24 protein-coding genes are annotated in these 22,337 nt (G+C 46.0%); 7 read left to right on the top strand and 17 right to left on the bottom strand.

What is annotated here, in order from left to right; genetic code table 11:
• Position 1 precedes the first annotated feature (1 nt).
• The 3 genes from AC0IYG_RS20765 to AC0IYG_RS20755 all read left to right on the top strand — a co-directional run bounded on the left by AC0IYG_RS20765 (position 2) and on the right by AC0IYG_RS20755 (position 1,766).
• The gene (locus tag AC0IYG_RS20765; RefSeq protein ID WP_471712974.1) at positions 2 to 358 is read left to right on the top strand and encodes a hypothetical protein; all 357 of its coding nucleotides are present in this window, start codon (positions 2 to 4) and stop codon (positions 356 to 358) included.
• Entirely contained in the window at positions 349 to 909 is a 561-nt protein-coding gene (locus AC0IYG_RS20760) for a helix-turn-helix domain-containing protein (RefSeq protein ID WP_471712973.1), read from the top strand. The genes AC0IYG_RS20765 and AC0IYG_RS20760 overlap by 10 nt, the downstream gene beginning before the upstream one ends.
• Positions 910 to 1,001: 92 nt before the next feature.
• Positions 1,002 to 1,766, top strand: coding sequence for an SDR family NAD(P)-dependent oxidoreductase (locus AC0IYG_RS20755; RefSeq protein WP_471712972.1), 765 nt, complete (start codon positions 1,002 to 1,004; stop codon positions 1,764 to 1,766).
• Here the strand turns inward: AC0IYG_RS20755 and AC0IYG_RS20750 are convergent, their stop codons facing one another.
• Positions 1,767 to 2,387: a YceI family protein gene (locus tag AC0IYG_RS20750; protein ID WP_471712971.1), complete on the bottom strand. Its 621-nt coding sequence runs from the start codon at positions 2,385 to 2,387 to the stop codon at positions 1,767 to 1,769.
• Positions 2,388 to 2,570: 183 nt separating this feature from the next.
• Here AC0IYG_RS20750 and AC0IYG_RS20745 point away from each other — a divergent pair, with 183 nt between their 5' ends.
• Both AC0IYG_RS20745 and AC0IYG_RS20740 read left to right on the top strand, forming a co-directional pair.
• Complete coding sequence (locus AC0IYG_RS20745) at positions 2,571 to 2,996, top strand: response regulator (RefSeq protein ID WP_471712970.1); 426 nt, start codon at positions 2,571 to 2,573, stop codon at positions 2,994 to 2,996.
• A 3-nt stretch (positions 2,997 to 2,999) separates the two neighbouring features.
• Positions 3,000 to 4,343 (top strand): sigma-54-dependent transcriptional regulator, encoded by a 1,344-nt coding sequence (locus AC0IYG_RS20740; protein WP_471712969.1) that lies wholly within the window; start codon positions 3,000 to 3,002, stop codon positions 4,341 to 4,343.
• A gap of 1 nt (position 4,344) precedes the next feature.
• Here the strand turns inward: AC0IYG_RS20740 and AC0IYG_RS20735 are convergent, their stop codons facing one another.
• From AC0IYG_RS20735 to AC0IYG_RS20670, 14 genes are all read right to left on the bottom strand, one after another.
• Entirely contained in the window at positions 4,345 to 6,213 is a 1,869-nt protein-coding gene (locus AC0IYG_RS20735; protein ID WP_471712968.1) for a CocE/NonD family hydrolase, read from the bottom strand.
• A 62-nt stretch (positions 6,214 to 6,275) separates the two neighbouring features.
• A complete protein-coding gene (locus tag AC0IYG_RS20730) occupies positions 6,276 to 7,217 on the bottom strand; it encodes an L-histidine N(alpha)-methyltransferase (RefSeq protein ID WP_471712967.1) in 942 nt (313 codons plus the stop codon).
• A gap of 19 nt (positions 7,218 to 7,236) precedes the next feature.
• Positions 7,237 to 8,403, bottom strand: coding sequence for an ergothioneine biosynthesis protein EgtB (gene egtB / locus AC0IYG_RS20725; RefSeq protein ID WP_471712966.1), 1,167 nt, complete (start codon positions 8,401 to 8,403; stop codon positions 7,237 to 7,239).
• Positions 8,375 to 9,952, bottom strand: coding sequence for an ABC transporter permease/substrate-binding protein (locus tag AC0IYG_RS20720; RefSeq protein ID WP_471712965.1), 1,578 nt, complete (start codon positions 9,950 to 9,952; stop codon positions 8,375 to 8,377). Before AC0IYG_RS20720 ends, egtB begins: the two co-directional genes overlap by 29 nt.
• On the bottom strand, positions 9,952 to 10,920 hold the full coding sequence (locus tag AC0IYG_RS20715) for an ABC transporter ATP-binding protein (protein ID WP_471712964.1): 969 nt from the start codon (positions 10,918 to 10,920) through the stop codon (positions 9,952 to 9,954). The genes AC0IYG_RS20720 and AC0IYG_RS20715 overlap by 1 nt, the downstream gene beginning before the upstream one ends.
• Positions 10,921 to 10,925: 5 nt before the next feature.
• Complete coding sequence (locus AC0IYG_RS20710; RefSeq protein ID WP_471712963.1) at positions 10,926 to 12,308, bottom strand: mercuric reductase; 1,383 nt, start codon at positions 12,306 to 12,308, stop codon at positions 10,926 to 10,928.
• 104 nt (positions 12,309 to 12,412) lie between these two features.
• The gene (locus AC0IYG_RS20705) at positions 12,413 to 13,339 is read right to left on the bottom strand and encodes a bifunctional riboflavin kinase/FAD synthetase (protein ID WP_471712962.1); all 927 of its coding nucleotides are present in this window, start codon (positions 13,337 to 13,339) and stop codon (positions 12,413 to 12,415) included.
• Positions 13,336 to 14,037 (bottom strand): tRNA pseudouridine(55) synthase TruB, encoded by a 702-nt coding sequence (gene truB / locus AC0IYG_RS20700; protein WP_471712961.1) that lies wholly within the window; start codon positions 14,035 to 14,037, stop codon positions 13,336 to 13,338. The genes AC0IYG_RS20705 and truB overlap by 4 nt, the downstream gene beginning before the upstream one ends.
• A 28-nt stretch (positions 14,038 to 14,065) precedes the next feature.
• The gene (locus AC0IYG_RS20695) at positions 14,066 to 14,845 is read right to left on the bottom strand and encodes an undecaprenyl-diphosphate phosphatase (protein ID WP_471712960.1); all 780 of its coding nucleotides are present in this window, start codon (positions 14,843 to 14,845) and stop codon (positions 14,066 to 14,068) included.
• Positions 14,842 to 15,057 (bottom strand): DUF3098 domain-containing protein, encoded by a 216-nt coding sequence (locus tag AC0IYG_RS20690; RefSeq protein WP_471712959.1) that lies wholly within the window; start codon positions 15,055 to 15,057, stop codon positions 14,842 to 14,844. Before AC0IYG_RS20690 ends, AC0IYG_RS20695 begins: the two co-directional genes overlap by 4 nt.
• Positions 15,058 to 15,104: 47 nt before the next feature.
• Positions 15,105 to 15,983 carry a cell division protein FtsX gene (locus AC0IYG_RS20685; protein ID WP_471712958.1) on the bottom strand — a complete coding sequence of 293 codons (879 nt, stop codon included), beginning with the start codon at positions 15,981 to 15,983 and terminating at the stop codon, positions 15,105 to 15,107.
• A gap of 132 nt (positions 15,984 to 16,115) precedes the next feature.
• Positions 16,116 to 16,712, bottom strand: a complete 597-nt coding sequence (locus tag AC0IYG_RS20680) for a bifunctional nuclease family protein (protein ID WP_471712957.1) — start codon at positions 16,710 to 16,712, stop codon at positions 16,116 to 16,118.
• A 242-nt stretch (positions 16,713 to 16,954) separates the two neighbouring features.
• Positions 16,955 to 17,926 carry an electron transfer flavoprotein subunit alpha/FixB family protein gene (locus tag AC0IYG_RS20675; protein WP_471712956.1) on the bottom strand — a complete coding sequence of 324 codons (972 nt, stop codon included), beginning with the start codon at positions 17,924 to 17,926 and terminating at the stop codon, positions 16,955 to 16,957.
• A gap of 36 nt (positions 17,927 to 17,962) precedes the next feature.
• Entirely contained in the window at positions 17,963 to 18,700 is a 738-nt protein-coding gene (locus AC0IYG_RS20670) for an electron transfer flavoprotein subunit beta/FixA family protein (protein WP_471712955.1), read from the bottom strand.
• A 95-nt stretch (positions 18,701 to 18,795) separates the two neighbouring features.
• On the opposite strand from AC0IYG_RS20670, the gene AC0IYG_RS20665 reads away from it, so the two are divergent.
• Positions 18,796 to 19,122, top strand: coding sequence for a tetratricopeptide repeat protein (locus tag AC0IYG_RS20665; protein WP_471712954.1), 327 nt, complete (start codon positions 18,796 to 18,798; stop codon positions 19,120 to 19,122).
• A 170-nt stretch (positions 19,123 to 19,292) separates the two neighbouring features.
• Positions 19,293 to 19,649, top strand: coding sequence for a hypothetical protein (locus AC0IYG_RS20660; RefSeq protein ID WP_471712953.1), 357 nt, complete (start codon positions 19,293 to 19,295; stop codon positions 19,647 to 19,649).
• Positions 19,650 to 19,696: 47 nt separating this feature from the next.
• On the opposite strand, the gene AC0IYG_RS20655 is transcribed toward AC0IYG_RS20660, so the two are convergent.
• Positions 19,697 to 21,016, bottom strand: a complete 1,320-nt coding sequence (locus AC0IYG_RS20655) for a Gfo/Idh/MocA family protein (protein WP_471712952.1) — start codon at positions 21,014 to 21,016, stop codon at positions 19,697 to 19,699.
• A 15-nt stretch (positions 21,017 to 21,031) separates the two neighbouring features.
• Positions 21,032 to 22,330, bottom strand: coding sequence for an acetylxylan esterase (locus AC0IYG_RS20650; RefSeq protein WP_471712951.1), 1,299 nt, complete (start codon positions 22,328 to 22,330; stop codon positions 21,032 to 21,034).
• Positions 22,331 to 22,337 lie beyond the last annotated feature (7 nt).

The raw sequence follows: 22,337 nt of genomic DNA, 5'->3' as shown, positions 1-22,337 counted from the left end.
TATGGCAAAGTTGTATTCACTCCCGGAATTTTACAAAGACACTTCACAGCTGATTCCTGAGCCGGTTAAGAAGGAAATCGGGCATTTCAATGTCTTTAAAACGGAAGAACTGTTCAGGGATTCGAAGCCCAAGACAATTCCTTATAATCGCCGTGCTTATTACAAGATCAGCCTCATTATTGGTAAAAATCGGGCCGAATATGCGGATAAAGTGATTGATATTGAGCGCGTAATGCATTGTTATTCGCCACGCCGCTCATTCCTTACAACTGGGAATCGGTTGATGAGAAACAGTCTGGCTTCTTCTGCATTTTCTCGGAAGATTTTCTCACTCAAAATAATAGCGGAATGCTGCTGAGAGAGCTGCCGGTCTTTAAACCAGGCGGCGTTCCGATCTTTTTTCTGGACGATTCGCAGATCGAGGACATTAAGCAAATTTTTGCGAAGATGTTCAAGGAAATATCTTCTGATTATGCATTCAAGTATGATCTGATCCGCAATTATGTGATGGAACTGATCCATAACGGACAAAAATTGCAGCCTGCGACAGCATTATTTAACGAAACGAACGCTTACAAACGCGTGTCGTCCCTTTTCATCGAACTCCTGGAACGTCAGTTTCCCATTGAGCCCCCGCATCAGAAACTCGCATTGCGTTCTGCAAAGGATTATGCCGACCAACTCGCGATTCATGTCAATTATCTCAACAAGGTCTTGAAAATGGTTACCGGCAAAACCACAACTGAGCTCATCACTGATCGGATCATTAAGGAATCCAAGATTCTGTTGAAGCACACGGACTGGAATGTTTCCGAAGTTGCTTACAGTCTGGGCTTTGAAGAGCCTTCGCATTTCAACAACCTGTTTAAGAAGCATACCAGCCTTACACCAAGCGCTTTCAGGGCCTGAGATTTGAATTTCGCAAGTTTTGGTTTGAAAGCAGCAGATTTGCCCTTACCGGTGCGCCTACCTTTGTTTCATCAATTTAATCAAACAAAAAGATGGAACAAGGAGATAAAATTGCATTGGTAACTGGCGGAAGCAGGGGATTGGGCAAAAACATGGCGCTTAAACTTGCTAAACAAGGAACGGACGTCATCATCATTTACCGCAGCAAGGCGCAGGAAGCTGCCGAAGTCGTTGCAGAAATAGAGCAACTGGGCAGAAAAGCAGTCGCTTTGCAACTGGATACGGCGAGCACACAAACATTTGATGCATTTTTTGCGAATTTGCGGACCATTCTGGAAAGCAAATGGGGCAGAACGTCATTTGATTTCCTGATCAATAATGCAGGGATTGACGCAAACTCAGCATTCGCAGAAACGACGGAAGCGGACTTCGATGCTTTAATGAATGTGCATTTTAAAGGCGTTTACTTCCTCATTCAGAAGGCGTTGCCATTTATTGCTGACAATGGCCGCATTATCAATCTTTCCACCGGTCTCACACGTTTCACCACACCCGGTTATGCGGCGTACGCATCCATGAAAGGCGCGATTGAAGTTTTGACAAAATATCTGGCGAAAGAATTGGGGCCGCGCGGCATCAATGTGAATCTGGTCGCGCCAGGCATCATTCACACTGATTTTACCAAAAAAGCATTTGAATCATTTTCCGGATTAGAGGAACATATGAATGCTGTTACGGCGCTGGGCCGTGTCGGTGAACCGGAAGACATTGGTTCTGTCGTTGCGTTCCTGTGCACCGAAGGCGCCCGCTGGATCAATGCCCAGCGGATCGAGGCTTCGGGTGGAATGAATTTGTAATCAAATTTTGTTGCCGACCAGCTTCAAATGAATGTCGATCTCGTTTTTGATCGCCTTATCGTCTGGCAAGGCAGGATCCGTGGCGAAGTCAATTCCCCATTGGGTCCTGTCTATTTTTACTTTTCCTTCCATTTTTACGTTTGTCCCTGCAAAATCAATTTTCGCTGGAAATGAAACCGGAATGGCGTTTCCTAACATCGTTAAATTTCCGTTCACCAAATAATTGGCTCCTGCAATGACATTTTCGCCCGTTCCTGAGTATGGTGAAACCGTCTCGATTTCGAATGTCAGATTTGGGTGCAATGCCATATTAAAGAAGTCCGGACTCTGCAAATGATGCACGAGCGCCTCCTTCAATTCTTCCGTAGGCTGGTTCAGGTTAACGATTGACGACAGCGGAATGGAAAAGGAACCGCTCTGGACTTTTCCATCGCGGATAACAAAGCTTTCGCTCTTGACGGCAATTGTGCCGTTGTTGGTGAAGCCGTTTCGCAAATGTCCCTGCCATTCTGCAACAGAAACGGCTTCGTCCAGTTCGTAATTCGTAGTTTCTACATCGTGGTCGGTGCAGCTAAATGAGATGGAAATGAGTGTTAACAGTGTTAAAAATTGTTTTTTCATTGGTTATTTCGGTTAATCATGGCGGTTAAATGTGATGCAAAAATAACGTCCGCTTGGAGGTCCGGCTAACGCGATCCGGATGGATATCTACGCGAGACGGATTATTTGAAATGCCCTTTAAATAGGTATTAATTTGAATAAATGTGATATTTACAGAGACAACCAATCACAAAAAGTCTCATAATGTCAGTTAAAGGACCAATCATCTCCATCGAGGATGATTTCGATGACCAGTTTTTGATCAAAAGCGTCGTGGAGGAATTGCAGATCCCAAACCCACTGATTTTTTTCACTAATGGACTTGAAGCTCTTCTTTATCTAGAAACCACTAAGGAGCAGCCGTTTATCATTCTGTGTGATATCAACATGCCTGTGATGAATGGAATGGAGCTGCGTCATCGGATCGAGGAAAATGAATATTTGAGGAAGAAGTCGATCCCGTTTGTATTTCTTAGCACTGCCGACAATCCGCACATTATCTCCACCGCTTACGAAGCCACCATTCAGGGCTTTTTCAAAAAAGAGAACAGTTTCGACGATCTGAAAAAAAGAATCAAGATCATTTTCGAATACTGGCAAAGCTGCCTGCATCCAAACAATTACGCATAGTCCGTGAAAAAGGTCCTGATCATTGACGATGAAGCGAAGTTGCGGGGGCTGATCGCCAGGGTGATTACGCTGGAAGGTTTCGAAGTTGTGGAAGCTGGCGACATTAAATCCGCATTGAAAAAACTTGATCAGGTTGAAGTGGATGTGGTGTTGTGTGACGTGAAGCTGCCTGACGGAAACGGGGTTGATTTTGCAAAAACAGTTCGTGATAAATATCCATTGCTGGAAACGATTTTGCTGACTGCTTACGGAAACATTCCGGATGGCGTGCAGGCGATCAAAAACGGCGCATTTGACTACATTACCAAAGGAGACGACAATAATAAGATTATTCCGCTCATTTACAGAGCACTCGAAAAGGCCGAGCTCAACAAACGTGTTGCTTCTCTTGAAAAACAGCTCGGGCAGAAACATTCCTTCGACGCCATCATCGGCAAATCCAAACAATTACAAGCTTGCGTTGATCTTGCAAAACGCGTAGCGCCCACCGACACGACGGTTTTACTGCTAGGCGAAACGGGAACCGGCAAAGAGGTGTTCGCGCAATCGATTCATCAAGGCAGTAACCGGTTTAAGAAGCCTTTTGTGGCCATTAACTGTTCTGCTTTCGGGAAGGACCTTTTGGAAAGTGAAATGTTCGGGCATCGGGCGGGGTCATTTACGGGTGCTACGAAAGATAAAAAAGGGCTTTTTGAAGAAGCAAATCAGGGGACGATATTCCTGGACGAAGTCGGTGAGCTTGCTTTGGAGTTGCAGGCAAAGTTGCTCCGTGTGCTTGAATCGGGGGAATTTATCAAGATAGGGGATACGACGCCCACGAAAGTTAATGTGCGCATCATTGCGGCGACAAACCGCGATCTGCAAAAACACATCGCTGCGGGCGATTTCAGAAGTGATCTTTTTTACCGCATATCTGTGTTCCAGATCACCATTCCGGCATTGCGCGAACGCGTTGCCGACATTGAGGCACTTGCCGAAAGTTTCGCCGCGCAATATGCATTGAAGGCCAATAAGCGCATAAAATCATTGTCACCGGCCTACGTTGCAGCATTGGAGCAAAATCCTTGGAACGGCAACATTCGGGAGCTGAAAAACGTCATTGAGCGCAGTGTGATCCTGACAGACGGTGAAGAACTGGATGTTGAAAGTTTGCCATTGGAATTGCTGCTCGGCAAGAACACAGGATCAAAAAATCTTTCTGCATTTTCCCTGGCCAGCGCAGAAAAACTTCATTTACAGAAGGTTTTGAATTACACAAATGGCAACAAAGCCGAAGCTGCCCGCTTGCTAGAAATTGGCATTGCTACACTTTACAGGAAAATCGAAGAATACAAGCTGCAAGCCTGAACTATTCAATTACCCTAACTCCCACATACGAAGCGCTGCTCCCTGACAGATACACCCGATGTGTGGCTTTTTGGAAATCCTGCTCGCTGGCCTTGTAAATATTCACAAACTTCTGCGGATTGCGATCCACCAGCGGGAACCACGAGCTTTGCACCTGGATCATGATTTTATGACCTTTCTTGAAACGGTGCGCTGCGTCCTGCATATCAAATTTTACATTTTCGATCTTGTTAGGAACGAGCGGAACGGGCTCTGAAAAGCTTTTCCGGAACTTCGCACGCATCACTTCTCCGCGAACGAGCAGCTGAAAACCGCCCATTTTCATGTTTTGATTAACCGGACTGTCATTAGGCGCATCGCCTGGATAAACATCGATCAGCTTCACCACAAAGTCAGCATCGGTGCCCGTGGAAGAGATAAAAAGGTTGGCAAAGACATTTCCTGAAATGGTAACATCTTCTTGCAAAACCTCTGATTGATAAACGAGCACATCAGGCCGCGTGGATGCAAAACGCTGATCCTCATACATAAAATCGCTTCCCCGAATAATCCGGATCTCGGAAGTGTAAGGCACCGGTTTGTCAGGATCACTCACATATTCATCGAATGCTGGTTTCGCGCCGACTTGCATGGTTGTCATGGTCGGGGAGAAGGACAGTGTGCCATCCGGATGCATGTAAAGCTTTTTCTCAACCGTATTTTTAGGCGGCCACTGATCATATTTACGCCATTCGTTTGCGCCGGTCTCAAATATATAAGCCTTAGGAAGCGTAGGTTGCGCTCCATCTTTCAGGTAATGATTGAAAAAAGGAAACTCGACTTCCTGCTGATAAAAGGCGCTTGTTTTGGACCCAAACGGAATATTACCCAACGATTCACCCGATCCACGTGCCCATCCGCCATGGATCCAGGGGCCCATAACGAGCAAATTCGGTGATGTAGGTTTGTTGCTTTCGATGGCATGGTAAGTTTTGAGCGGACCATATAAATCTTCCTGATCAAACCAGCCTCCAACCACCATCACTGCGGGTTTAATGTTCTTCAAATGCGGCACCGGCGTGCGTGCTTTCCAAAAATCGTTGTAAGTTTCATTATCCATCATCTGGTTCCAGATGCGGTTTTGGTTTTTGAAGATCTTCTCGTTCACATTTTTCAGCGGACCGAGGTTTTTGTAAAATTCATAAGAATCAGGCGTGCCGTAAGCTGAAAAAGCGGGCGTTCCTTTTGGCGTGGGTTGCGGGCGCGGGGCTCCGTATGATGACAGAAAAGCAAACGTGCCCATCAAAAAGAATGCGCCGTTGTGATGCCTGTCATCTCCCATAAACCAATCTGTTACAGGTGCTTGCGGTGAAGCGGCTTTCAATGCAGGGTGCGCTTCAATGGTTGTCATGGTCGTATAGTAACCGGGTGCCGAAATTCCCCAGGTCCCGACTTTACCATTGTTTCCGTCAATGTTTTTGATGAGCCAGTCAATTGTATCGTAAGTGTCCGAGCTCTCGTCCGTTTCCTGTTTTGATCTTTTGACAGGAATAAACGGCCTATATGCCTCAAATTCACCCTCAGACATATATTTTCCGCGCACATCCTGATAAACGACAACATAACCCTCGCGCGCAAAATGCATGCTCGGCCCGATGGAAGTCTTGAAAAGTTCTTCACCATAGGGCGCAACGCTGTAAGGCGTGCGGCTAAGCATGATCGGATATTTTTTGCTCGCCGAAATGTCTTTTGGCAAATAAATAGAGGTAAACAGCTTCACCCCATCCCGCATCGGCACCATCCGTTCAATCTTGTTGTAATGCTGCCGAATGTAGAGTGAATCCTCATTCAGCTTAGGCTGTGCAAATGCATTCAGCGTGATGAATAGCATGAAAACCGCCAAGAAAGTTGTTCTACTTAGGATTTTTAAACAGGATGTTGCGTAACGTTCATTCATTTCTCCCAAAGACTGTCTGTAAAGTAATGTTTGCAATCCAGGAAATGCTCTAAAACCTTGAACCCGTTTTTGGTGGCGGTTTCTTCTATTTCCCGCAAGGTGTATTTTTTAGATAACTCGGTGCGGATGAGTTCGTTTTGCTCGAAGTCGTAGCATTTGTCGATTCGCTGCAAATGGATCTTTTGTTTTGCCAAACTAACCAAATAACTCCTTACTTCACCATTAACGGGATTGTAATGCGAATAAAAATCAAATTGATTCGTCTTTATATTTCCTCCCAACTCACGATTAATGCGGTGTAAAAGGTTCATATTGAATGCCTTGGTTATTCCCGTGGGGTCGTCGTAAGCATAGCGGATCGTGGATGGATTTTTTTGCAGATCAAAACCGGTCAGCAGTTTATCACCCGGCTTCATGCTTTGATGAAAGCTGGTCAGCAGTGCGTCCACTTCGTCTTTTTCGTAATTGCCAATGTTACCGCCCAGGAACAGAAACAAGCTTGGTTCTTGTGAAGCGGACAATGCTTCGATCATGGAAAAGTAATTGCCAATCATCGGCCTGTTCTTCAATGAAGGCAAATGGTCGAGCATGTTCGCTTCCAGCTCTTCAATAGCCTTGGCAGAGATATCGATCGGCACATAGGAAAAGTCAACGCCCGTGTCGACAAGATGCTTTAATAATTGCCGCGTTTTAATGCCATCGCCGGCACCGAACTCAACAATGTTAAAGGGCTCGTTAAAATTCAGTTTGTCAAGGATCTGCGCGCGCTGTAATGATAAGATTTCGAATTCACAGGCAGTTGGATAATATTCGGGCATTTTCATGATATCCTGAAAAATCCCGCTGCCTATATCATCGTAAAAATACTTGGAGGAAATGTGCTTTAATGGTGCAGAAAGGCCTTGGTGTATATCTTTTGCAAATGTATTGTCTGACATGGAGTTTGAATTGATGCGATTACTTGACCAGGCGGATTCCGGTATATTGCCAGCGTTCGTGTGTGTGAAAAAAGTTGCGGTAAGTGTTCCTGCTGTGATTTGGTGACGTTGCAACAGATGCGCCGCGAAGGACCATCTGGTTGATCATGAATTTGCCGTTGTACTCACCAACTGCTCCGGGTGCTTTGGAAAATCCGGGATAAGGCAGATAAGCGCTGTTGGTCCATTCCCAGCGTTTGCCCCAATTGAGCTGCGCTGAGGCAGTTTCCCATTCAAATTCTGTGGGAAGCCGCATGCCTTTCCATTGTGCAAAGGCCGATGCTTCAAAGAAGCTGATATGGCTCAAAATAGCGTCCGGATTTACTTTTTGCAGTCCATCAAGCGTATAATAATGCCATTCACCTTTGATCTTGTGCCAATACATGGGTGATGTAATGTTATGCTCATTCACCCAAGACCAGCCTGCATCCAGCCATAAGTTGAAATCCTGGTAACCACCCGCGTCCATAAATGCCATAAATTCAGCATTGGTCACAAGCGACTTTGAGACTTCAAAATCATGGATATACACTTTATGGCGACCGAGCTCATTGTCAAAAGAAAAACCTTCGCCATTGAACCCCACCTCATAAACGCCTTCGGGAATTGAGACAAAGCCCGTTTCAGAATTCACATCATTTACGAGATTATGCCCCGTTTTGTAAACCGGAAAAAGGGGATTGTGGCCCAGAATGTATTTGATATCCGTTACGAGCAATTCCTGATGCTGCTGCTCGTGGTGCAGGCCAAGCTCAACCAATGTTAATGCCTGCGGATCGGTTAATGTTTCGAGCAGCTCTTCCATACAGCGATCCACATGTTGCCGGTAGGCGTACACATTCTTGGTGGTTGGCCGTGTAACATTTCCCCTGTCGGTGCGCAATGTGCGTTCTCCTACATTGTTATAATAGCTGTTGAACAGATAGTTATAATCGGTGTCAAAGACCTGATATCCGGGGAGAAATGGTTTGAGGATAAATGTTTCGAAAAACCATGTTGAATGCGCCAGATGCCATTTTGGAGGACTTACAAACGGGACTGGCTGCGGCACATAATCTTCGGTTTCCAGCGGCTCACATATTTTTTCGGAGTAACTTCTTACGCTATTATATGTCTCGCTAAGGCTGGTGGTTGTCAGTGGATACATAGTCTGTTAAATCTGTAATAGTTCGTATATTCAATGATTGTGCCTGTTCTTTGCGCATCATCAAAGCATAGGCATTATTGAAGCCGATCGGTCGCAGCCATTGCAAATTATACTGGTCTGAAAATCCTTTTTGGACAAAATCAAAAACCTTATCGCGGCTTCCGGCGAGTTGTAAAAGATCGTTCTTAGAAGGTTTCAGGATCACGAGCAAACCGGTGCCGGTGTACTCGGGATACATATCGATTTCATTATTCGTTAATGCATCGAAACATATCTTGGTTCCACCCAGGCCGGTTTTTGTGTCAACTTTTAGCTGCGTATTTCCTTCAATAAGTGCTTTGTAAATGTTGATCAGAATGTATTGCTCAGCAAATATTTTCGATCCCAGCCGGATCGTTCCCTTATTCCTGTTTTGCGGCTTTTTATAAAGATTTTGGGCTTTTACGAAGTCATATGCCACTCTTTCAGGCGTTTGCTTCAAATAGTCGACGCGATAGTTCAAATCCGTCATAATGGAATCATTAATGCGGCCGGAAAGCAGGTTAAGCGCGGGTTCCAGTTCCGGATATTTGGCCAAAACATCTTTACGGATCAGCGGAGACGCGTAGTAGGGTGGAAAAATCTGTTTGTCATCCACTAATGTCACAAGATCGTACGCTTTCAGGCGACCGTCTGTGCTGTATCCGCTGATGACATCGATTTTCTTTTCGTAAGCCGCCTTGTACATGACCGCATCGCTGATCACCACCGTGGGCATGTTCAGTTTGTATTTTGATTTCAAGCCTAAATAGCCGTCCTCTCGCCCCATAAACTCAGGCGTAAACCCGCCAAGCATTTTAGCACCGGCATACGGAAATACATAAAATGAAGATAGCATTAAGAGCAAAACCGGCAGCACGACCGTAACTTTTCGCATTTTACGGACATTCGCATTTTGTACTAATGACAAAAGAAAATCGAGCAAAATCGCTAACAAAGCTGCCGGAATTGCGCCTGCCAGGATCATATTGGCATTATTCAAAGCGATGCCGCCGAAGATAAATTCACCGAGTCCACCCGCTGCAATGTATGCGGCAAGCGTTGCAACGCCCACATTAATAACGGTTGCTGTACGAATGCCCGCAAGGATAACAGGCATGGCAAGAGGCAATTCAACATTAAAAAGCACTTGCCAGCTGCTCATGCCCATGCCGCGCGCAGATTCGGTCACAGCCGGATTAACTCCTCTTATTCCTGTATAAGTGTTTCGGATAATCGGTAGCAATGCGTATAAAAACAATGCAACAATTGCAGGAAGCGCACCAATTCCCAATAATGGGATCATAAATCCAAGCAGCGCAATGCTCGGAATCGTTTGCAAAATGCCTGCAATGCCGAGAACAAACCAAGCTGCACGTTTGCGTTGCGCTATCCAGATCCCGAGCGGAAGGCCGACGAGCACGGCAACGAGCAACGAAATGCAGGTGAGGCCGATATGTGCAAGCGTCTGACTACACAGCTTGTCGGATTGCTGCGCCATAAACTCGAATAAGCTTTGCTGGACCTCCATTAAATCTGCTGTTTTATAGCTTTATAACCGTCCTGAATTGCGGCCATTGTAAAAGTTTTCTGCTTGCCCCAAGGCTTGTCGTGCACATTCAAAGCAATGTCTTGCGACTTCGCCAGCATTTGCATTCCGTCCCATAAAGTGATTCCGCTTTCGATTGGCCCATCAGAATTCATTCCATTTTCTAAATCAGCATTGATGCCAGAGTTCCAAATGTCCGCAAATGTCAATGCGCTCAGTTCGAGGAAAAATCGTTGGTTATCGAAAAATGTTCTGGTAAAATCATTGTTTGGCCTTAATATCAAGTCCTGCGCAGTGCCTGCCTGCACAATTTTGCCTTTATCCATCAAACAAATGTGGTCGCCGAGCTCGAAAGCTTCCTGAACGTCATGCGTCACAAGCACGATGGTCTTGCTTTTCAATTCGGGCAGCTCCAAAAACTCTTTCCGGACACTTGCGCGCGTAATCGGGTCCAATGCGCCGAAAGGCTCGTCCATCAGCAACACGGGCGGATTCGAGATCAGCGCGCGGGCAATGGTCACGCGCTGCTGTTGTCCGCCGCTGAGTTCATCCGGATATTTGTGGCCGAATGTTGAGAGCGGCAATTTCAGTTGATCCAGTAATTCTTCTGCTCTTTTTCGTGTCCGGCTTTTGTCCCATTCCAGCAGTTTGGGAACGACTGCAATGTTTTCTTCAACCGTGTAATGTGGAAAAAGGCCGTTGCTTTGAGAAACGTAGCCGATTGTACGTCGCAGGATTTCCGGCTTTTGATCGAAGATATTTTTTCCATCAATGGCAATGGTGCCGGAAGACGCTTCGATGAGGCGGTTAAGCATTTTGAGCGTTGTGGTTTTACCGCACCCGCTCGTGCCCAGCAAAACCATCGTTTCGCCTTCTTTTACCCTAAAAGAAATGCCGTCAACTGCCTTGATATCATTGAAGCTTTTGCTGATGTGTTCGGCAACGATCATGAGTTTTACTGTTCCAGCGACATGAAAAGGTTATTCAGGGATTCGGCATAAGTCGGATGTGCGAAAACGCCGTTCATAATGCGGTCGTAAGTGACATTGCCCATCATGGCCATTTGCAGAATAGTAACGATTTCGCCGCCTTGCTCGGCAAGCACTGAGGCGCCCAGGATCTGCTTTGTTTTTGCATCCACGACGGCTTTCATCATGCCTCTTTCGTCACCCGTTTCGATGGCTCGCGCCACACTTTCGTTTTTCATTGTCGCCACCAGAACGTCCAATCCCTGCTCGCGTGCCTCTTGTTCTGTTATGCCCACGCGGCCCAGTTGCGGGTCGATGAACATGCAGTAGGGAACAAGCCGGTGTTTCGTAGAAGCATTGCCGCCTTTGATCACATTCTCGCTGATGATCCTGTAATCGTCGTAAGAAATGTGCGTGAATGCCGGCCCGCCTTTTACATCGCCTAATGCATAAATGTCCGGTGCGGTGGTTTCAAGCTTATCGTTCACTTTGATATAACCCTTCTCATCCGTTTCAATGCCTGCCTTTTCAAGCGACAACTCCTTGGTTTGAGGCCTTCTGCCGGTCGCGACCAAGATGTGTGAGCAGGTAAGCTGGCTTTGCTGGCCGTCTTTTTCTATGTTCAAATGAATCTGATCTCCACTTTTGGAAATGGAAACTGCTTTTGTTTTTGTCAAAATATCAATGTGCTCTTCGACCAGGATTTTCGAGACTTCGGCGGCAATGTCAGCGTCTTCCTTTTTCATTATCCGCTCCGATTTTTCTAAAATCGTCACCTTGCTTCCGAAGCGGCTGAACATTTGTCCAAATTCCAGACCGATATATCCGCTGCCCAGCACAACCAAATGCGCCGGAATGCTTTCAAGCTCCAAAATCGTTGTAGAAGTTAGATAATCAACTCCTTCGATGCCCTCGATTTGAGGAATAGATGGCTTTTCGCCTGTGTTAAGGAAGAATTTATCGGCAGTGAAAACTGCTGTTCCACCGTCGTTCAATGTAACAGTAATCTCTTTTTCCCCTGAAAATGCAGCTGTTCCGTAATACAAATCGAGATTTTCGGTTTTGTTGATTCCTTTTTCCGAATTGCTGCGCATGCGCATCACAATTTCATCTTTGCGCTTGGTGATGGCAGCAAAATCGACGTAAAAATGATCCGTAACAACGCCAATGTGCTTATTATGATAAACCGACCAGGCCGCTTTCGCCGATGCGATCATGGCTTTGGTAGGGGAGCAACCGTCGTTTACGCAAGTCCCGCCAACCCATCTTTTTTCAATTAATGCTGTTTTCAGCCCGGATTCGGCTAGTTTTTTCGAGAGAGGTGTTCCAGCCTGGCCTGAGCCGATTACTATGGCATCGTAATGTTGCATATAGAGGAATTCGGGATGTTGTTTGGATAAATTTAGTAAAAACGTATAATAATAAAAGCGTGCCCAGTAAGACACGCTTTTCGTTTACGTTGTAAGGTTTATTTTTATGCGAAAAAACCTACGGAATGCTGTTTATCAATGTTGATCTGGCGAACGAGCATGTCCAGACTGTCAAACTTTTGCTCAGGACGCAGATAATGCAGCAGTTCCAGTTTGAGATCTTCGCCGTAAATTTCCTGGTCAAAATCAAACAAATGCGCTTCAATGGTGCGGATGCTCCCGTCAACGGTCGGCCTGACGCCAATGTTGAGCATGCCTTTATATTTGATGTCGTTATGCGTAGCATTTATAACATAAACCCCATTCATTGGAATCAGCTTGTATGATTCGTGCAAATGCAGGTTTGCTGTCGGAAAGCCAATTGTGCGGCCGAGTTGTTTGCCTTTTACCACCGTGCCAGACAATGAATAAGCCCTTCCGAGAAGCTCATTGGCTTCTTCTATATGCCCGGTTATCAATGACTTGCGGATTCTAGATGAGCTTATGGCCATGTTTTCAATGTCTTCACGCGGAATCTCTTCCACTTCGAAGCCATAAGACGCACAATTTTCCTGTAAAAACTCAAAGCTGCCCTCGCGGTTTTTTCCAAAACGGTGGTCATAACCAATAACCAGCTTTTTGGTGCCTATCTTTTCAACAAGGATTTCTTTAATGTATTCGTGGCAGGATAATTCGGAAAATGCGCGCGTGAATGGAACGATCAGCAAATGATGAATGCCTAGCTCGGCGAACAATTCGATTTTCTCGTCAATCGTGGAAAGTAATTGAAGCGATTGGCTGTCGTCTGAAACCACGGTCCGCGGGTGCGGCCAGAATGTGAGTACAACCGTTTCACCACCAGACTGTTCACTGATTTCCCGAAGCCGGGAAAGGATTTTTTTATGTCCAAGATGCACACCGTCAAAGGTGCCACTTGTTACGACGCCATATTCCAGTTTTTCAAAGGAATCGAGGCTGTGATAAATATTCATTCGTCCGCTTCTAACTTCAATGCAATTCTTTTCTGATGAATGAAATCGGTCAGATTCCAGGCATTCTTTAATTCAAACTCTCCGATCCGGGTCCTGCAAAGGGCGCTCATATAAGCTCCGCTGCCGGCCAGTTGACCAAAATCCCGAACCATACTGCGAATATAAGTACCTTTTGAACAAATGATCCTAAAATCAACAGATGGAAAGTTGGTCGCATCGATCTCAAAAAGTGAAATTTCAACGCTGCGTTTTTTGATTTCCACCTCTTCGCCGCGGCGCGCCTTTTTGTAAAGCCGCTCACCATCAACGCGTAATGCCGAATAAATGGGCGGCGTTTGCAGAATGTTTCCGGTTAATGCAAGCCGGGCTTGTTCCAGTATTTCAGGAGTAATGTGATCAGTTGGAAACTCGGCGTCAAATTCCGTTTCCAGGTCAATTGAAGGCGTTGTTTTACCCAAAACCAATGTGCCGGTGTATTCTTTTTCCTGCGCCTGATAAGAGTCGATCTGCTTGGTTTTTTTGCCTGTGCAAAGGATCAGCAGTCCGGTCGCGAGTGGGTCTAATGTGCCGGCGTGGCCGATTTTCTTGAATTTGCAAGCCCGTTTCAGCTTGTTGGCCACATCAAATGAAGTCCAGGTCAAAGGCTTGTCGATGAGGATGACTTCGCCTTCGTCCGGTATGTTATTGTCGTTATTCAAATTGCGGTAAGCGTATTAAATGAAGTGCTTAGACGATGTCCAGCTTGTAACCTGATGCAAGTAATCCCAAAAGGATCAGGCCCAGGATAATGCGATAGTAACCAAAGACTTTGAAGCCATATTTGGTTAAAAAACTGATAAAGAACTTGATAGCAAGCATCGCCACAACAAATGCGACCAGATTACCGATCAGCAAAACTTTAATGTCTTCCGCCTGGATCGTATCGTAGGTTTTGAGCAGCTTGTAACCTCCCGCAGCTGCCATTGTAGGCACGGCCAGGAAAAAGCTGAATTCTGCTGCCTGCTTGCGCGAAAGTCCTTGCAACATGCCGCCGATGATGGTGGAAGCAGATCTTGAAACGCCCGGAATCATTGCTATGCATTGAAAGAAACCGATTTTGAGCGCATCGAAATAAGAAATCTCTCTTTCACGGGTATTGTCATTGGCAATGCGATCGATAAAGATCAGGATAATGCCGCCTACGAGTAAAGAAACGGCCACGACAACCACATTTTCCAGCATTGCGTCAATAAAGTCATTGAGCAAAAAGCCTATTACGGCAGCGGGAAGAAATGCTACAAATAATTTAAAATAGAAGTCGGTGGTTTGAAAAAAGCGCTTCCAATAAAGGACCAAAACCGATAAAATCGCACCAAACTGAATGTTAACGGTGAACATTTTGGTGAATTCCAGATGACTGATCCCCATGAACGAGGAAGCGATAATCATATGGCCTGTGGAAGAAACGGGCAAAAATTCTGTAATCCCTTCAACAATTGCTAAAATAATGGCTTGCCAAATACTCATGAATTTTTGGGTTTACGTAGAATTGCCCAAAACTCGATGATAAAGCCTGCGATCGTAACCAGCGGCCCGAGCGTAAGCCCGAGAAACCCGAAGCCAAATTCGGTGCTGTCGAAAGTCATGATCAGAAAGCCTGCGAGAATGACTGCAATGCCGATCAACATCGTCGTATAATTCGATGCTGCAAATGGAAGTTCGTTTTTCGTGTTACTCATTATATTGAGATTTTGCTGTTACAATTCTTGATAATCACTAAAATGGCTCAGTACAGGTCGTCCAACGCCATTCTTAAATAACGCGCAAGCGATTGATATGTGCTGGAAATGCCAATGAGGACGCCGAGCAAAAGCACCGCTGAAACCAGCAGAATAATTTTGTCATATTCCTGCAACATGGCCAATCCTTCCACATTCCGAACCGCCAGTTGCTGCAAAACAACAAGCAATGCCGCTGCAAGAACACCGCCAATCAGACCTTGAACGGCTCCGCGCATCACATAGGGACGCTGAATAAATCCGTTCGTTGCACCGACGAGCTGCATGCTTCGAATCAGGAATCTTTGTGAATAAATGGCGAGCTTAATGGTGTTATTAACCAGCAAAACAATGATTATGAGCATAATCAGCGCGAAACTGGCCAGTACAATGTAGATTTTTGTGACATTCCTATTAATGTTGTCTGCCAGATCTTCCTGATACACGACCTCATATACGCCGCCGATTTTTTCGAGGTCCTTTTTGATCAGCTGTAATTTGGCCTCTTCAAAATAGTCTTCCTGAATTTTCACGCGGTAACTGTCACGCAATGGATTTTCGCCTAAAAACGAAACGAAATCCTCTTTGGTGCCGGCTATGAATTCCTTCGCAGCCTCCTCTTTGGAAACAAAAGTGATTGGCGTGGCCTCGGTGGAAACCAGCACGTAAGGTTTTGCTTTGATAATGCTAAGGATGGAATCCTGGCCTGCTTTGGTTTCTTCTTTATTCAAAAATACCCTGACCTCAATGTTCTGGCGGATAATTGAAACCAGCTTTTTCGATTGGATTACCAGCAGCCCGCAAAAACCGATCAAAAATAATGCAGCCGTCAGGCTCATCACAATCATTGCATTGGGATAACTTCCAATCTTCTTTTTTTTAGGCATAATTGCGTAAGGTTTCGCTCAGCAGTTGTTCAGCGTGAATGGCTGGACGGTGGCAAAAATAAGAATTATAATATCAATAGGATGAAAACGGCGCGATCCTTAACTATTTTTAACTAACAAAATATTCGTTAGCTAGTTTCTGCGGCCCATTTCGTCACGGATGCTGGCTGCCTTTTCATAATCTTCTTTGGCAAGCGCGTCGTCGAGCATGCGTTGCAGTTCGTCAAAAGACAAGTCACGCATCTGATCTTTCACTGATCCGGTCGGTTTAAGCGTTTCTTTCACCGCATCGTCATCCTCATCTTCGTCCTCTGTTAGCGAACTCGAAACAATGCCTGCTTCGGAAAGAATGGTTTCGTAAGTGTAAATTGGAATGTCAAAACGCAATCCGATGGCGATTGCATCAGAAGGTCGCGCATCAACCTCAACCTCTCTCAGGCTGTCCGTGCAAACGATTTTGGCATAAAAAATCCCTTCTTTAAGATCAGAAATGACGATCTCTTTCAGTGTATAATTCATTCCTACCGCAAATGACTTGAACAGATCGTGCGTCATAGGGCGGTTGGGGACGATATTTTCAATTTGTACGGCAATAGCCTGCGCCTCGAACACACCAATGATGATGGGCAAGCGACGATTGCCTAATTCTTCTCCAAGAACCAGTGCGAATGACCCGGCTTGGGATTGGCTTGGGGACAGCCCGAGAATTTCTAACTTGATTTTTTTCACGTTTAAACTAAATGCGCAAGTATTGGTTAACAGTTGTGGTGAATATCTTGGAAATTTTTAATCGAAGTTGCAAAAATAATTAACCCGTGCTGCATAAAAAAATGCGCCACGGGTTAAGAAGAGACTCATTGACAGTCTAATGAAAATAATCGCAGTTAATTATCTGATTTTTAAGCTATTTTTTTTATTGGGTCAATCGGTTTTTATTCCAATTTATTCAAATGTGCTTAAAAATTGCCGTTTTACAGATTTTTCGCGGCTTCGGTCAGTTTTGGCAATATTTCAAAAACATCTCCCACGATTCCGTAGTCGGCTGCTTTGAAAAAAGGTGCCTCGGGATCCTTGTTGATCACGACAATGCATTTGGAGCCATTGACACCCGCAAGATGCTGGATTGCACCTGAAATGCCGCATGCGATATATAGATTTGGCGCAACCTTAATGCCAGTTTGCCCGATGTGTTCATGATGCGGGCGCCAGTCCAGATCCGAGACCGGCTTGGAACAGCCTGTCGCAGCGCCAAGTGCCTTGGCAAGATCCAGCAACGGCTGCCAGTTTTCCGGGCCCTTCATGCCACGGCCGCCAGAAACGATGACCTGCGCTTCGGTTAATGACAATTCGGAATTAGCCTTTTCAACGCTTACAACGGCTGCCTGAAAGTCGCTGTCGCGCAGTTGCGGAGCGAACGGTTCGATCACGGCTTGTGCGGTGGCAACGTCGCTGTCATCAATTTCGATCACATTTTTCTTGATAACCAATATTTTAACATCCGATTTGATTTCGGTTGTAGCGAACGCTTTTCCGGTAAAAATGCCTCTGGTTACTTTAAATGCACCATTAATCTCCGGCAATGCAGTCACGCCGGAAACGATTCCCGCTTTCAGCTTTGCCGCAGCGCGAGCCGCCATGGCATCGCTCAACCCGGATTTTGATAAAATAATGACCTTACTATTTTCTTGTGTTGCTGCCTGTGAGAGCGCATCAGCGTAAGCGAGACTGTTCTCATGCGTCAGCTTTTCATCAGATGCGTGCAAAACCTTTGCAGCACCATAGTTTCCTGCGTTTTGCAATTCCGCTTCATCGGCTTTTCCGAGCGCCAGCACTACAACCGGGCCACCCGTTTTTTCTGCAACTTTTGCGCCGTAAGCCACTGCTTCCAGCGAGGTCTTTTTAATTGAACCGTTATCCAGTTCTACATATATAAGGACTGACATGATCGTTTTCGGTTTTAATGTTATTCAAATGAAGAATTAAAGCACTTTGGCCTCAGTCTGCAACAATCGGATCAACGTTTCTGCCTGATCGGCGGGGATCATTTTGCAAGCGCCTTTGGGAGCAGGCAAGAAATATTTTTCCGGCGCAGTCATATCTTCTACGGAAACTGCTTCCACCACATTAAGCGGCTTGGTTCTTGCGGTCATAATGCCACGCATGTTGGGGATTTTCCACTCGGCAATGGGTTCCTGGCAACCAAGCACCAAAGGAAGCGGCGCTTTCAGGATTTCTTTCCCACCGTCAATTTCCCGGCTGATCGTTGCCTGACCGCCTTCAATGTCCAGTTTCATAACGGGTGAGTAGGAAGCGATTCCAAGCATTTCGCCCACCAGTCCATGCACAACGCCGCTGTTGTAATCGATGGATTCGCGGCCCATTAGGATCAGGTCGTAATTGTTTTGTCTGGCAATATGGGCAATCTGCACGGCTACAAAATAGGAGTCAAGCGGATCCGCATTCACCCTGATGGCATCATCGGCACCGATCGCCAGCGCTTTGCGGATCTGCGGATCTGCATCGGCTTCACCCACGTGCAGGACGGTCAGCAAACCACCCGATTGCTCTCTCAATTCCACACCCCGGGCAAGGGCATAATCGTCATATGGGCCAATAATGTATTGAACACCGGTCTTATTAAGTCTGGTGTCGTTGTCCGTAAATGTTATCTTAGCAGTTGTATCGGGCACATTGGATATACAAACGAGTATTTTCATGAGCTTTTAGTTATCTGAATTTTCTGATTTGGAAATATCTTTGTCCGGGCAAATTAAGGGAAATCTTAAATAGTATGCAAGCATAATAATATACAATGAATAGCGCCTTACTTTCTAGTCTGCTCAGCTTTTACCAGGAAGATCCTGACGATCCTTTTAATGTTTACGCGCTCGCGATTGAGTATAGCAAATCGGATGCGGCCGAAGCTGAGCGGTTTTTCGATATTCTGCTAAATCAGCATCCGGATTACCTTCCTACTTACTATCATGCTGGTGCATTTTTTGCTGGGCTGGAAAAATTTGAAAAGGCTGAGGAAATTTATCGCAAGGGCGTGGCGCTCGCACTGTTACAAAAAAACACAAAGGCCCAGCAGGAGCTGCAGCGTGCTTACAACGGTTTTCTGGACGAATTGGACGACTAAGTGAATGGTGGAAAAATTTGCTGATTAGCACAAAATCCTGTACCTTTCATGATTAGTAAGAATACTACATTCCAGACTGCTTTCGGTAAGACACTTCCTCTGCTCAGTTTAGTTTGATTTTTATGGAATTCCCTGGGTGACGGGACAGAAAAAATTATTCATTTAATATTATGGAAAAGGAATTATTTATTCCACTTGTGGTAAAGTGGGCACAGGCGCATGGGTTTAAGGATATCCAGGCCAATATGGAAGGTTATGAAACGCCTAAGTCATATGAAAGAGCCGCTGACAATGCCAAATTTACCCCGGATGTGACTGGTGTAAATATGTTCAACAGACATTATCTTGAAGTGTCGGTGAAAACAGATCAGCTGCGCGGAAGCATTTCAAAATGGAAATTGCTAAGCGAGCTTGCCGGCATGAAAGGTGCTAAGTTATATCTGATGGCGCCACGCGGGCATGTCCGTTTCACGCGTGAAATCATTGATCAATATAATATTCCAGCCGAAGTCGTTAAAATAGACTAAGGTTTTGTCAGGGATTGTTACCGTAGCGTAACAATCCCTGAATTTTTTTAAGCCTGCGGGTATTTCCAATCACCCCGGTATTCTCTGCTCAGCAGCTTGTTCGCTTCAGCGTCGCCCTGAATCGTTTCTTTCTCACCATCCCAGATAATGCTTCTGCCAAGTTTATAAGACAGCATGCCCAGCAATGCAACATTGGTTGAGCGCTGACCGATCTCAATCTCGCAAACCGGCGGCTTGTTGGTTCTGATTGACTCAATGAAATTCGCCCAAAGTTGCTGGATATTTTGATCGTCGGGCTTGTTGAGCTGCGCATCCTGGTGAATGACCGGCTTGTTGGGATTAGTAGGATAGAATGTCCAGCCATCGAGCCAGCCCATGTGGAATGTGCCTTCGGTTCCGTAGAAATAAACGCCTACTGCTTGCTGCGGATGCGTTTTCTCTGCATTATTAGCCGCAAAGTTCCGGTGCTCCCATTCCAAAGTAAAGCCATCAAAATCATAAACAGCAACCTGATGGTCCGGCGCATCCGTGTTATCCTGTCTGATGGCCCGGCCGCCTGTTGAATATATTTTCTTCGGATATTTTTGTTCCGACCACCAGAGCACCTGGTCGAGCCAGTGAATGCCCCAGTCACCTAATGTTCCGTTCGCGAAGTTTAGATAATTTCTGAATCCCCTCGGATGCATGGTTTTGTTATAAGGCAGCAACTGTGCAGGGCCGCAATAAAAGTCCCAGTCCAATCCTTGCGGCGGCTCAGAATCGGGTGTTTTCTGACCCGGTCCGCCGCCGTAATGTACGAATGCTCGTGCCATCCCGATTTTCCCTGCTTTTCCGGATTTCAGAAACTCCATTCCCGACACATTGTGCGGTGAAACACGCCTATGCGTGCCCACCTGAACGATTTTGCCATGTTTCCGCGTGGCGTTCACCATCGCGCGTCCTTCCTTAATGGTGTGCGAAATGGGCTTCTCCACATAAACGTGCGCGCCCGATTCAATGGCCGCAATGCAGCACAGCGCATGCCAGTGATCCGGTGTTGCGACAATCACAACTTCGGGTTTTTCTTTGGCCAAAAGCTCGCGGTAATCCTTGTAAAGCTTGGGCTTGTCTGGCGTGAGTTTGGAAACTTCTGCTGCACACGTTTTGAGCTGGTTATCATCCACATCGCAAAGCGCAACCACTTTATTTTCGCCCGACTGAATGGCGCAGCGCAAAATGTTTGTGCCCCACCAGCCCGTTCCGATTAGTGCGGTTTTATAAGGAGCGGCCCGACTTACGGCACTCAAAAGCGGCAAAGATGAAAATGCGGCACCGGATAGTGCAGCACCTGCGAGGGCCGTTTTTTCTATAAATGTTCTGCGATCCATGTTAAGGTGTTTAGTCTATTTTTTGGTTAATTTTTCTATCAGCCAATTGTTCATAATGTCCTTTTCTTCCTGATAAGTCCAGTGGCCGGTGTCCAGGAACAGTTTCAGATCTTTCGGAGCGGTCGTTACATTATAGGCTGCGTACATAGACGTGGGCGGGCACGTTTCGTCATTGAATCCCCAAATGTACAACCCCGGGACTTTGACGCGTCTCGCGAAATTCACCACATCATAGTAACCCACCGTGTTGACTTTTTCTTTCGTATTATTTCCCTGAATGCCGTTTTTATCAAAGTAATGCGGCCATCCGCCCGCACGGCCGTGCAGGTAACCCGTAACGTCGCTTAATGCTGGATAAAATGCGCCGAGCCATTTTACACGCGGATCCAAACCTGCTGTAATGATCGACAAAGCGCCTCCCTGGCTTCCTCCTGTCACGGCCAGGTTTGTGCCATCATATTGCGGCAGGCTGGTCAGGAAATCATTGGCGCGGACGCAGCCGAGGTAAACCCTTTTGTAATAAAATTTGTCCCGATCGTCCATGTTATATGCCGGATAACCATTCAGCAACCCCAAGCCCATGTCTGTGTAAACGGACGGATCCATTGTAACAGGAATCCCGTGAATGCCAATTTCAAGCGTAATAATGTCCTTTTCAGCCGTGACAACGTCGCCATAATATGCACGCACGCCAGCGCCTGGAACCCGCAACAGCGCAGGATATTTTCCTTCTTTTTTCGGAATGCTCAATATGCCGTAGACACGCACACCTTTTCTGTTATTCTGTAAATTAAGGTGATATACATTTACTTTCTCCGTGCAGCGTTCGGGCAACAATGTCATTTTTGCGTCCATAGGAACAGTTGCTAATTCCTGTTTGGCGCTCGTCCAGAATGCGTCGAAATCCTGCGGGTTAGCAACTGTGGGCTCAATTTTCAATGGGTCAAAACCAGCTGTGGCCAGACCGCGATATTCAATGCCATCGACAACAACCCATGCAATGCATCTCAAAAATCCGGGCGTTTTAAGCGTTCCGCCTTCAATCGTGAGTTTGCCATCAGCTGCTGTTTTGGTTTCTTTAATGGTTGGGTCAAGTTTTTCAAGACCGATTTCATAGCGCACCGATGCGTCTTTTACCAAATTTCCATTGCGCATGACCGTAACCAGGAACTGCACTTTTTCACCTGTTTTGTAAGTCCAGTCTTCGCGGTTGGTGGTTACGACGACCTCGACCGGACGCCTCACAGGCTGGGCGAGGGCAGTAATGATGGAAAGCCAGAAAAGGAAAGCAATTGGTAAAAAACGATTTTTCATAAGTGGA

The sequence above is a fragment of the Dyadobacter sp. AC419 genome, from assembly GCF_979253085.1.
This window is presented reverse-complemented; position numbering and strand designations above follow the sequence as displayed.